The organism is Methylophilus sp. DMC16 (assembly GCF_056314045.1).
Map to the genome: position 1 here is coordinate 347,910 of NZ_JBQUZC010000003.1, position 12,584 is coordinate 360,493.

Here is a 12,584-nt window from a genome sequence, read left to right on the forward strand (position 1 = left end):
CGCGTATTTATTCAGGCGTAAGGCGGTGCGCGTGGGGCGTGGCAGGCGAGAGTGAGACTGGACGGAGCGCGTTCCTGACGGTGTCGCTCAAAAGGTTTTTCAGATCGTTGCAGCGCGATTGCCAGCAACAGTAGTGCGGGCAAAATGGCGGCGGGCAGCCAAAAGCTGGCATAGGCATCTATCAGTGATGACAGCGGATTGCTTTCGCTGATGGCTTGGCCTAAGCCGATGATTTGACCGTGCGATTTGTTGGAGTGTACATGCCAGTGAAAAGGGTGCTTGGAAGCTTCGGCCTGAGTATGCAGGGCGGGGATATCAACCATGTGCATGTGCGGACCGTCATCCGCCGCGGTATCGCCAGCAGCATGGGCGTGCATGAGCGGCGCGACGGTTTGCAGCAAGGCAAACCATAGCGTCAACAACAATACCCATGTGCGATAAGTGCTCATCTTCTCAATCTAACAAAATTCAGTGAATGCCACAATCGCAAAAAGCCGTAAAAAAAGCATTCAACTCTTCAAATGGGGCTGCCAGGTAGCTGGACAAGGCCTGAATGCAATTTCTTTACCCGGGCTGAATCAGGTAAAATATTGGTTTTACATTTATCTGGATCAGGCGTCATGGTACTGACCTTTCAGCAAATTATTTTAAAGCTTCAGGAATACTGGGACAAACAAGGCTGCACTTTGTTGCAACCTTACGATATGGAAGTGGGCGCTGGTACCAGCCACACCGCAACCTTTTTGCGCGCCTTGGGCCCTGAGCCCTGGAAAGCCGCCTATGTGCAGCCTAGCCGCCGCCCCAAAGATGGTCGCTATGGCGAAAACCCAAACCGTTTGCAGCATTACTACCAATTTCAGGTGGTACTGAAGCCCGCCCCGGCCAATATCCTGGAGCTCTACCTCGGCTCACTTGAGGCACTGGGGTTTAATCTGAAAGAAAACGATATCCGTTTTGTCGAAGATGATTGGGAAAACCCGACGCTGGGCGCTTGGGGGCTGGGCTGGGAAGTCTGGCTCAACGGCATGGAAGTGACGCAATTCACCTATTTTCAGCAAGTAGGCGGTATTAACTGCAAACCCATCACCGGTGAGATTACCTACGGTCTGGAGCGGTTGGCCATGTACCTGCAAGGCGTGGAAAACGTCTATGACCTCGAATACTCGCCCGGCGTGAAATACGGTGATGTGTTCCACCAGAATGAAGTGGAACAATCGACTTATAACTTTGAGCATTCTGATGCGGATTTCCTGTTCACGGCCTTTAATGCGCATGAGAAACAGGCCAAGCATTTGATGGAGGTGAAGCTCGCGCTGCCAGCGTACGAGCAAGTGCTCAAAGCCGCGCATACGTTTAACCTGCTGGATGCGCGGGGGGCGATTTCCGTCACCGAGCGTGCCGCTTATATTGGCCGTATCCGCAACCTGGCGCGCGCCGTGGCCGCCAGCTATCTCGATAGTCGCGCCCGACTGGGCTTCCCGATGGCGCCTAAAGCCTGGGCGGATGAAGTCATCGCCAAACTGGAAAGCGAACAAGCCGAACAAAACAAGAAAGCCGCCGCATGAGTACCCGCAATCTGTTAGTTGAATTATTTGTAGAAGAGCTGCCGCCCAAAGCACTGAAAAAACTGGGCGAGTCGTTTAGTAGTGTGCTGGCCGAGAGCTTGAAAGCTTCTGGCCTGGTGGCAGAAGGCAGTGTAGTCACCTCCTTTGCGTCACCCCGTCGTTTAGCCGCACACATCACACAGGTATCCGAAAAAGCGGCGGACAAGCAAGTCGCGCAGAAACTGATGCCAGCAACCGTTGGTCTGGATGCCAACGGGCATGCAACGCCGGCATTAGTGAAGAAGTTGCAGGCCTTGGGCGAGAATGAAAGCGCGGTTGCCAAATTGCGCAAGGAGCACGATGGCAAGGCCGATATTCTGTTTCTGGATGCCACTCAAGCGGGGGCGACCTTGCAAGAAGGCTTGCAAAAAGCGCTGGATGAAACGCTAGCCAAATTGCCTATTCCCAAAGTGATGACTTACCAGATCAATGATGGCTGGGAAAGTGTTAATTTTGTGCGGCCGGCGCATGGCTTGGTCGCCTTGCATGGCGATACCGTCGTGCCGATTTCAACCCTGGGGTTGACGGCAGGCAACACCACGCAAGGGCATCGTTTTGAAGCGAAAAATCCGGTGGTGACGCTCACGTCTGCCGACACCTATGCGCAACAACTGGCGGATGAAGGGGCGGTGATTGCGAGTTTTGATGCCCGTCGTGCCGAGATTACGCAGCAATTGCAAGCTGCGGCTGACAAACAAGGCCTAAAGCCGATTGAAGACGACGCATTACTTGATGAGGTCACGGCGCTGGTGGAGCGCCCGAATGTATTGCTGGGCCAGTTTGAAGAAGCGTTTTTGGCGGTGCCGCAAGAGTGCCTGATCTTGACCATGAAGGCCAACCAGAAATACTTCCCGCTACTGGATGCCAACGGCAAGCTGACAAATAAATTTTTAATTGTGTCCAATATTAATCCGGCCGATCCTAGCAAGGTGATTGGCGGTAACGAGCGCGTGGTGCGTCCGCGTCTGGCCGATGCCAAGTTCTTCTTTGACCAGGATCGCAAAAAGACGCTGGAAAGCCGTCTGGCTGGCTTGGCGAGAGTGGTTTACCACAACAAGCTTGGCTCGCAAGGCGAGCGCAATGAGCGCGTGGTGGCGATTGCCACCGCGATTGCGCAACACATCGGCGGTGACGGCTTTGTCGCCAAAGTGGCACAAGCCGCGCGCTTGTCCAAGGCTGACCTGCTGACCGATATGGTCGGCGAGTTCCCTGAATTGCAAGGCATTATGGGCCGCTACTACGCCCAGCATGAAGGCTTGGCCGATGACGTGGCATATGCGATAGAAGACCACTACCGCCCACGCTTTGCCGGTGATGAGTTACCACGCAGCCAGGTAGGTGTGGTGGTGGCGTTGGCCGATAAGCTGGAAACCTTGGTCGGCTTGTTCAGCATCGGCGAGAAGCCGACTGGCGATAAAGACCCGTTTGCCTTGCGCCGTCAGGCCCTGGGCATTTTGCGTATGCTGATGGAAACCGATTTGCCGTTGGCCTTTGACCAGTTAATCGCACAAACGCTGAGCGTCTTTCATGGGGATGCCGAAGTGGCAGAAGCTATCCAGGCCTTCTGTTTTGATCGTTTGGCTGTCAATCTGCGTGACGGTGGCCACAGCGCACAAGAGGTCGATGCAGTATTGTCATTGTCTCCCAGCCAGTTGGCTGAAGTGCCACGCCGCCTAAATGCTGTAAGATATTTTGCCTCCCTGGCAGAAGCACCAGCGTTGGCTGCTGCCAATAAGCGCATTGCCAATATCCTGAAAAAAGCGGACGAGGATGTTAAGGCCGAAGTGAACGACAGTTTGTTGCAAGAGGCGGCTGAAAAAGCCTTGTATCAGGCCCTGGCTGACACCAAGCCTAAAGCGGATCAGCTGTTTGAAGCAGGCGATTACACCGCTTCTTTACAGGCACTGGCCGTGCTTAAGGCTCCGGTGGATACCTTCTTTGATGAGGTCATGGTGAATGCCGAGGACCCTGCTTTGAAAGCCAATCGTCTGGGACTGCTGGCGACCTTGCATCAGGCCATGAACCGTGTGGCTGATTTGTCCAAGTTGGCCAGCTAAACAGCCGTCAGGAGTGTAGCCATGAAACTCGTCATTCTTGATCGTGACGGCGTGATTAACCGCGACAGCGCGACCTTTATCAAAAATCCTAACGAATGGATTCCGATTCCGGGGAGCCTGGAGGCAATTGCGCTGCTCAACCAGCATGGCTACCGGGTGGCGGTGGCGACGAATCAGTCGGGCATCGCGCGCGGCTATTTTGATATGGCCACGCTCAATGCCATTCACGACAAAATGCACAAAGCCTTGGCGCAAGTTGGTGGCCGTATTGACGCCGTCTTTTATTGCCCACATGCGGCCGATGCACATTGTGACTGCCGCAAGCCCAAGACCGGCATGCTGGAAGAAATCAGCCGCCGTTTTAATGTTGAGCTGACCAAAGTGCCAGGCGTGGGCGATGCCTTGCGAGACTTGCAGGCCTTCGCCAAAGCCGGTTGCCAGCCTTACCTGGTGCGCACCGGCAAGGGCGAAGAAACCTATAACTTGTCCGAGGTGCCTGCGAACACGATTGTGGTGGCTGATTTGGCCGCTGCGGTACAGCACATCATCGCCGGGGATAAGTAATGCAAACCGTGCTGCTGTATCTGCGAGCCTGGCTGTTTTATCTTGGCCTGTTCGTGCTGACGATTCCATTTTCATTGTTGGCAATCTTGCTGATTCCGCTGCCTGCGGTGACGCGTTCACGCTGGGTCAGTGGTTGGGCGCATGCGGTGATGTGGTGGCTGAAGGTCACATGCAATCTGCGTTATGAAGTCAGTGGCCGCGAGCATATCCCGGCCACGCCCAGTATTATTCTGGCAAAACATCAATCTGCCTGGGAGACCATTGCCCTGCAAACCATTTTGCCGCCGCAAGTGTGGGTGCTCAAAAGAGAGTTGCTGATGATCCCGTTTTTTGGCTGGGGTTTGTGGGCGGTGGGCTCGATTCCGATTGACCGCAGCAGTGGCCGCGAAGCGCTGAAGAAATTAGTGAATCACGGCAAAGACCGGCTCAAGCGTGGCTTGTGGGTGGTGATTTTTCCGGAAGGCACACGTACCGCCCCCGGTGCCCGCGCCAAGTATCATATTGGTGGCGCCTGGTTGGCGAGCCATACCCAAACCGCGGTGTTGCCGGTGGCGCACAATGCAGGCCGCTACTGGCGTAAAAACTCCATCCTTAAATATCCAGGCGTGATTCAGGTGGTGATCGGTCCAGCCATCGCCACCAACGGCCTCAAGCCGGATGCACTGAATCTGCAAGTCGAAACATGGATTGAAACGGAGATGCAGCAGTTGTGATCACGCAGCAGTTGCAACTGCCAAATGGGCAAACGATTGCTTACCAGCTGGATCTGCGGGCACGTAGAACCATAGGCCTTAAAATCACGGCCGAGGGCTTGGTGGTCCATGCGCCCAAGCGCATTTCTACCTCGCAATTGCAGCAAGTTTTGCAGGAAAAGTCCAGCTGGATACAGCAAAAGCTGGCCCTGCGTGAGGCCAACCAAGTGGCCCCCATGCAATGGCTGGATGGTGAGCCGCTGTTGTTTATGGGCCAGGATATTGTGCTGACCCTGATTGCGCATCCCACCAGTAAGGCAGTCACGCTCGAAGGTGACAAGTTGCTGGTCCGTTCACCTTTTATCAACAATCCCGACTGGGTCGCGCGCAAAGTGCTGCAATGGTATGCGCAGCAGGCTTTGCCTGATTTTAAACGCCGCGTGGCCTTAATTGCCGCCCAGATGGGCGAGCAGGTGAGCGGTGTCGGACTATCCAATGCCAAGTCCCGCTGGGGCAGTTGCAATAGTCGCAAGCAGATTCGCCTGAACTGGCGCTTGATCCAGGCGCCGCCGCATGTGATTCAATATGTGGTGTGTCATGAAATGGCGCATCTGAAAGAAATGAATCATTCAGTCAGGTTTTATGCGGTGCAGGCCAGTTTGTTTCCGCAATACGAACATGCCGAGAAGGCGTTAAAGGCCCTGTCACCCATCTTGCATCGTATGGCTTGATTTTTAATGCACCTTACCGGTGTTCGCCAGCCCAATACCACAAAAAATTGTCAGCATGCCTGCCAGTTGGTAGCCATGAAAGGGTTCGCTCAATAACACGCTGGAGAGTAAGGAACCAAAAATCGGCATGGCGTGAATAAACACACTGGCGCGCACCGAGCCGACCAATGTGACAGCCTTGGCATAAGCCAGGAAAGCAATCACCGAAGGAAAAATCCCAATATAAAGCAGTGACCAGACCGTTTGTATATGATCTACCGTTGTCACAGCGGTCTGCTTCTCCCAAATATAGAGCGGTAACAATAAAATCAGCGCAATCAGGACCTGGCATAGCATGAGCCCGGTGCGGTCAATCAACGCTGGAATCTGTTTTAGCCACAAGGTAAACAACGCCCAGCAGATCATGGCGACAAAAATAATCATATCGCCAGGAGCAAATGCCAGCGATCGCAGCACTTGTATATCGCCATGCGAGACGACCGTCAGGACGCCGATCAATGAAATCAGTAGCCCGAGCAATTGACGGGTCGATAAGCGTTGCTGATAAAACAACCCGCCAAAGATTGCGACTAGAAAGGGAATAAACGAATTCAGGATAATCCCGTTGGTTGCGCTGGTGCTATGCAACCCCCAGTACACCAGCAGATTAAATGCAAGTACGCCCGTCATTGCGGTCCCTAGCACATGCCAGCGGTAATTTAGGTAGTGGGCGCGGTCACGAAAAAACGGTTTGATCGCAAAAGGGAGCAAGCATAAAAACGCCAGGCCCCAGCGGATCAGGGATAAAGCAACGGGCGGCACCTCATGGCTGACGGCGCGGCCTGCGATAAAGTTACCTGCCCAAAGCAGGGGCGGGAGAAGTAACAGCCCCAGTGTATATGGGGTAAGAGTGGCGTGCGATGTATCTTTCATCTGGGGATTGCATACGATGATTACCATGTTTGCTGACATGGTATGCTGGCCTAGCCTCTATGGCTAGGGGCAATGTTGGATGATTGTGTGCCTGAGTGACTGAAAGGGTCCTTGAGGCGAGTGATCAGGCCGCTGGCGGGTCAGGGGGTAATCGCCAGCGTTTCCTTTGTGCTCCTGATGTCAGAATGCGCCGCCCCCCAGGACTTTATATAAGGTCACCTGATTGGAGACTTCCGACAGCCTGACGCTGATAAGCGTCTGTTGCGCAGCGTAGTAGCTACGTTGCGCATCCAGTACCGTCAGGTAACTATCCAGGCCTTTCTCGAATCTTGCGCGTGATAGTACAAAGCTTCTTTGCGTGGCATTCACCTGCGCCGTTTGTGCCGACAATTGTTCTTCCAGCGTGGCACGTAATGCCAGCGCGTCAGAGACCTCTTTGAACGCGGTTTGAATCGCTTTTTCATATTGCGCCACGCTAATCTCCCGGCTGACTTCGGCAACTTTCAGGTTGGCCTTGTTCAACCCCCCATTGAAGATGGGCAGCACGATTTGCGGTGCAAAACTCCAGACATGGTTGTTGCCGCTAAACAGGCTGCCCAACTCCGGGCTAGCCAAACCGGCGGATGCCGTCAATGAAATGGTCGGAAAGAAGGCTGCTCTGGCCGCACCAATATTGGCGTTATTGGCCTGCAGCGTGCGCTCTGCTTCCAGTACGTCCGGCCTGTTCTGCAAGACCGTAGAGGGAAGGCCATCCGGCAGGCTGGCGGTTTGGGAGACGGCCTGTAAGTTGTTCACCTGTTCAAGATTGATATTCGGAGACTCACCCACCAGTAGGGCCAGCGCGTTTCTATCCTGGTCTACCTGGGTCATATATTTGGCGACATTGACTCGGGCAGACTCCACGCTGGTTTCCACTTGCCGCAGCGTCAGCTCATTGATACTGCCCAAAGCCAGTTGCCGTTTACTCAAGTCGAAAGTCGCCTGTTGGGTGCGCAAGGTTTCCCGTGCCAGCGCCAGGTTTTCACTATCTGCGGCCAATGTCAGGTAGGCGTTCGCCACCTCAGACACCAGGCTGATCTGGGCGCTTCTCTTGGCCTCTTCTGTTGATAGGTATTGATACACGGCCTGATCGCGCAGGCTGCTGATGCGCCCGAAAAAGTCCATCTCATAGGAAGAAAATCCCAGGTTTGCCGAGTACTGGTGGCTGTTAAATGTCATGGGTCCGGTCGGCAAGTTCAGCATCATTCGTTGATTTGTCCCGCTGACCGTGCCATTCACCTTGGGAAACAGGGCCGCCCGCTGGATCTGATATTGGGCACGCGCCTTTTCGATATTGAGCGAGGCGACCCTTAAGTCACGGTTGTTTTCCAGCGCCTGCCGGATCAACTTTTTCAATTCGTTGTCGGTAAAAAACTGCTCCCAGCCCAATTCAGCCGAGAGTGTGTCTCCCGCCAGTTTTGCCTGGCCGGCAGATGGCTGCCATTGTGCAGGAATCGGTGCGGCAGGTCTTTCATAGTTTGGTTGCATGTTGATGCAGCCTGCCAGCAGCAGGCTGGCAATCACAATGGGATAGCGTGATTTATTCATGTTCGTTATTCCTTTTAATGAGCGACCTTAGCCTTTGAATACCCTGCGTACCGCCACGAAAAACAGCGGGACAAACAGGATGGCCAGTACGGTGGCTGTGAGCATGCCGCCAATCACACCTGTGCCCAACGCATTTTGGGCACCAGAGCCTGCGCCAGTCGAAATGGCAAGCGGCAGCACGCCAAGGATGAAGGCAAGCGATGTCATGATAATTGGCCGGAAGCGCAGCCTTAACGCCTCTAATGTGGCCTCTGTCATCTCTTTGCCTTGCTCCATTTTTTCCTTCGCAAACTCCACAATCAGGATGGCATTTTTGGCAGACAGGCCTATCGTCAGCAGCAAGCCAACCTGGAAATACACATCGTTGGAGAGTCCCCGCATGGACGCTGCAATCAAGGCGCCGACGATCCCCAGGGGCACCACCAGCATGACTGCAAATGGAATGGACCAACTCTCATACAATGCGGCGAGGCATAAAAACACAATGAGCAGGGATAAAGCATACAGCGCGGGGGCTTGTGAACCGGTCATGCGCTCCTGGTATGACAATCCTGTCCACTCGTAGCTGATGCCGGGAGGCAGGGTTGCCGCCAATGATTCCATGATGGCCATCGCCTCGCCGGTACTATGTCCCGGTGCCGGGGCGCCCAGGATTTCTACCGAGGATTGACCGTTATAGCGTTCCAGCTTGGGTGACCCATAAGCCCAGTGTGCGCTGGCGAATGAAGAAAATGGCACCATTTCACCGCTGGCATTTTTCACATACCACTGATCAAAATCCTTGGGTTCCATCCGTGCTGAAGTGGCCCCTTGCAGGTACACACGCTTGACCCGGCCGCGGTCCATAAAGTCATTGACGTAAGTGCTCCCCCAGGCGGTGGAAAGTACTGAATTGATATCCGCGAGGGAAATGCCCAGGGCACTGGCTTTGGCTTGATCAATATCCAGCTTGTATTCTGGTGAGTCTTCTTGCCCGTTTGGCCGCACCCCGACCAATGAGCGATTCGCCGAGGCCATCCCCAGCAGTTGGTTGCGTGCCTGCATGAGGGCTTCATGCCCAAGGCCTGCCCGGTCTTGCAACTGTAGGTCAAAGCCCGAGGCATTCCCTAACTCGACCACGGCTGGCGGGCCGAATGCAAAGACCATGGCCTCGTTAATGGTTGAGAATTTGCCCATGGCTTTTCCGATCACCGCTGATATTTTCAGGTCAGGTCGTTTACGTTCTGACCAGTCTTTCAAGCTGACAAAGGCGAGCCCATTGTTCTGGCCACTCCCCGCAAAGCTGAAGCCAGACACCGTGAACACGGATGCAACGGCCTCTTTTTGTTCGCCCAGGAAATGATGCTCTACCTTGTTTAGGACTGCCCGGGTGCGCTCTGTTGTTGCACCGGCAGGCAAGATCACTTGCGTAAACAGGATGCCCTGGTCTTCATCAGGCAAGAAAGCCTGTGGCAAACGGACAAATAATAGGGCCATCACGACAACAATCAGTGCATATATCAGTCCGTAGCGGCCAAGACGATGCAGCATACGGGCAACCACGGATTGACTGCCCTGGGTGGTACGTTCCACTCCTCGATTAAATACCTTAAAAGCACCCGTCAACGGGTTGTGTGTCTTGCTGTGTGGTTTCAGTAAGGTGGCGCATAGGGCAGGCGTCAGAATCAGGGCTACCAGCACTGAAAGCACCATGGCCGATACGATTGTGATGGAGAATTGCCGGTAAATGACGCCGGTAGAGCCGCCGAAAAATGCCATGGGGACGAATACCGCCGAGAGCACAAGGGCGATGCCGATCAAGGCCCCACTAATTTGCGTCATGGAACGACTGGTGGCTTCCTTGGCAGACAGTCCCTCTTCGTGCATCACGCGTTCAACGTTCTCTACCACCACAATGGCATCGTCTACCAGCAGGCCAATCGCCAGTACCATGGCAAACATGGTCAGCGTATTGATCGAGTATCCGGTGGCGGACAACACGGCAAATGTCCCCAGCAGGACCACAGGCACGGCAATGGTCGGGATGAGTGTGGCACGGATATTTTGCAGGAAAAGATACATCACCAGGAATACCAGGATGATGGCTTCTACCAGCGTTTTGATGACTTCCTCGATGGAGACTTTGACAAAGGGGGTCGTGTCATATGGCATCACCGCCTTCATGCCCGCCGGGAAAAACTGCTCCAGCTCAAGCAGTTTAGCCTTGACGGCTTGAGCCGTTTCCAGCGCATTGGCGCCGGTTGCCAATTTGATTGCCAGGCCTGTTGCCGGTTTGCCGTTATATTGAGCGACAACCTCATAGCTTTCGCCACCGAGTTCAATTTGGGCGACATCCTGCAATCTGACCGCAGCCCCATTGGCAGTGCTTTTTAATAAAATCTGCCCAAACTGCTCGGGTGTTTGCAAACGACTTTGCGCCGTCACCGTGGCATTTAATTCTTGCCCTTTTTTGGCAGGCATGCCACCGATTTGGCCTGCTGACACCTGGGCGTTCTGTGCTGTGATCGCCGCGCTGATTTCGGCAGGCGTCAGCCCAAAATTGTGCAGCTTGGCTGGGTCCAGCCATATGCGCATGGCATATTTGGTCCCAAAAACCTGCGTATCGCCTACGCCATTCACCCGGCTAATAATGTCCTGGACATTCGACCCGACATAGTCCCCCAGATCGATGCTCGACATGCTGTTGTCTTCTGAGATAAACGCAGCCACCATCAAGAAGTTATTGGAAGCTTTGGCGACCTGCACGCCTTGTTTTTGCACATCCTGCGGCAGAAGCGGGGTAGCCAGCGCGAGCTTGTTCTGGACCTGTACCTGTGCAATATCCGGGTCGGTTCCCGCGTCAAAGGTCAGTGTAATGGTGACGCTGCCTGAAGCGTCGCTGGTCGAGGACATATAGGTCAGGTGGTCGATCCCTTTCATTTTTTGCTCGATCACCTGCGTGACGCTGTCTTCCACCGCTTTGGCCGAGGCGCCCGGGTAAGTGGTCGTGATGGAGATCGCAGGCGGTGCAATCATCGGGTATTGCGCAATCGGTAATGACCGGATCGCGAGTATGCCTGCCAGCATGATCACGATCGCAATCACCCAGGCAAAAATAGGGCGGTCAATAAAAAATTTAGACATGATGACTCCCTATATTGGCTTGGTTGTGCGGCTTTTGTCGGTCGACACAATTTTTACTGGCATTCCAGGCCGTATTTTTTGCAGCCCATTCACTACCAGTCTGTCGCCTGCATTCAGGCCCTGGCGTACCACCCACTGGCCATCCAGCGTCTTGTCCGCCTGAATATTCCTGAGTTGCACCTTGCTATCCTTGTCCAGCACATACACGACAGGGTCCCCTTTGGCGTCGCGACTCACGCTTCGTTGTGGCACCAGGATGGCGGTTTCTGCAACGCCTTGTTCCAGGACTGCGCGCACATACATGCCCGGTAACAGTACGCCTTTGGGGTTGGGGAATATGGCCCGCAGCGACACGGTGCCTGTCGACTGGCTTACGGTAATGTCTGCAAATGCCAGCTTGCCAGTCAGTGCATAGGTACTGCCATCCTCAAGGACGAGTTTCACTTCGGCCTGATTTTCTCCTGCCTTCTTGAGGCGGCCACTCTCCCAGTCATGGCGCAGCCGCAACAGATCAGCGCTAGACTGGGTCACATCGACATAAATGGGATCAAGCTGCTGGATATTGGTCAGCATGGTTTCCTGATTCGCAATCACCAGGGCGCCCGGTGTAATGTTCGATTTCGCCACCCGTCCAGAAATCGGCGCCAGGACGCTGGTGTATGCCAGGTTGATTTTTGCTATTTGCAATGCGGCCTTCGCCAAATCTACCTCTGCCTGTGCCTGATCCAGCGCTGATTGCGCATCTTCCAGATCCTGCTTGCTCACGGCTTGTATGCTCGCCAGCTCGTGATAACGCTCAGCCTTGCTTTTTGCAGCCACAAGATTCGCCTGGGCTTTATTCAGGCTTGCCTGCGCACTGTCTAATGAAGCCTTGTATGTGGAAGGGTCAATTTGGTACAGCTGTTGGCCCGCCTTGACATCTGTCCCTTCGGTGAACAGGCGTTTTTGCAAAATACCACTGACCTGCGGCCGGATCTCGGAAACCAGAAAGGGGGAAGTGCGTCCAGGTAACTCGGTTTTCAGGTTAACCGATTGTGGCTGGAGGTTAATGACTTCCACTTCTGCTGGCGGAGGGGCTGCCGGTGCAGGGGCTGCGCCCTGATGACAACTGGTAAGTAATTCACATAAAGCGAGCAATACCGGAAATGCCGTCGCCAAACGCATGGTCTGTAATGTTGGTTTCATAGGATTCTCCTTTTAAGTGCCGCCATGAAAATTGGTTTTTTTCAGGTTGCCTTAAATTAGATTGAGTATTCATTCTAGATTGAATGATCATTCTAATATAGAATACTAAAAAAGCAACTTTTATTTTTA

10 protein-coding genes are annotated in these 12,584 nt (G+C 54.0%); 5 read left to right on the forward strand and 5 right to left on the reverse strand.

All coding sequences use genetic code 11. The features are described from left to right. Positions 1-11: 11 nt before the first annotated feature. Complete coding sequence (locus tag ACT53D_RS13135; protein ID WP_379073507.1) at positions 12-449, reverse strand: hypothetical protein; 438 nt, start codon at positions 447-449, stop codon at positions 12-14. Between the two features lie 171 nt (positions 450-620). On the opposite strand from ACT53D_RS13135, the gene glyQ reads away from it, so the two are divergent. The 5 genes from glyQ to ACT53D_RS13160 are packed head-to-tail and all read left to right on the forward strand — an operon-like array spanning position 621 to position 5,648. Further along, positions 621-1,565 (forward strand): glycine--tRNA ligase subunit alpha, encoded by a 945-nt coding sequence (gene glyQ / locus ACT53D_RS13140; RefSeq protein ID WP_275356646.1) that lies wholly within the window; start codon positions 621-623, stop codon positions 1,563-1,565. Continuing rightward, positions 1,562-3,661, forward strand: a complete 2,100-nt coding sequence (gene glyS / locus ACT53D_RS13145) for a glycine--tRNA ligase subunit beta (protein WP_476156600.1) — start codon at positions 1,562-1,564, stop codon at positions 3,659-3,661. Before glyQ ends, glyS begins: the two co-directional genes overlap by 4 nt. 21 nt (positions 3,662-3,682) lie before the next feature. Next, positions 3,683-4,225 (forward strand): D-glycero-beta-D-manno-heptose 1,7-bisphosphate 7-phosphatase, encoded by a 543-nt coding sequence (gene gmhB / locus ACT53D_RS13150; protein WP_194749307.1) that lies wholly within the window; start codon positions 3,683-3,685, stop codon positions 4,223-4,225. Next, entirely contained in the window at positions 4,225-4,938 is a 714-nt protein-coding gene (locus ACT53D_RS13155; protein WP_476156602.1) for a lysophospholipid acyltransferase family protein, read from the forward strand. The genes gmhB and ACT53D_RS13155 overlap by 1 nt, the downstream gene beginning before the upstream one ends. Continuing rightward, positions 4,935-5,648 (forward strand): M48 family metallopeptidase, encoded by a 714-nt coding sequence (locus ACT53D_RS13160; RefSeq protein WP_476156604.1) that lies wholly within the window; start codon positions 4,935-4,937, stop codon positions 5,646-5,648. The genes ACT53D_RS13155 and ACT53D_RS13160 overlap by 4 nt, the downstream gene beginning before the upstream one ends. Positions 5,649-5,651: 3 nt before the next feature. On the opposite strand, the gene ACT53D_RS13165 is transcribed toward ACT53D_RS13160, so the two are convergent. From ACT53D_RS13165 to ACT53D_RS13180, 4 genes are all read right to left on the reverse strand, one after another. Continuing rightward, a complete protein-coding gene (locus tag ACT53D_RS13165) occupies positions 5,652-6,560 on the reverse strand; it encodes a DMT family transporter (RefSeq protein ID WP_476156606.1) in 909 nt (302 codons plus the stop codon). A gap of 180 nt (positions 6,561-6,740) precedes the next feature. Beyond that, the gene (locus ACT53D_RS13170; protein WP_476156608.1) at positions 6,741-8,147 is read right to left on the reverse strand and encodes an efflux transporter outer membrane subunit; all 1,407 of its coding nucleotides are present in this window, start codon (positions 8,145-8,147) and stop codon (positions 6,741-6,743) included. A gap of 27 nt (positions 8,148-8,174) precedes the next feature. Beyond that, the gene (locus tag ACT53D_RS13175; protein ID WP_476156610.1) at positions 8,175-11,270 is read right to left on the reverse strand and encodes an efflux RND transporter permease subunit; all 3,096 of its coding nucleotides are present in this window, start codon (positions 11,268-11,270) and stop codon (positions 8,175-8,177) included. Positions 11,271-11,279: 9 nt separating this feature from the next. Continuing rightward, on the reverse strand, positions 11,280-12,455 hold the full coding sequence (locus tag ACT53D_RS13180) for an efflux RND transporter periplasmic adaptor subunit (protein ID WP_228518909.1): 1,176 nt from the start codon (positions 12,453-12,455) through the stop codon (positions 11,280-11,282). Positions 12,456-12,584: the final 129 nt, after the last annotated feature.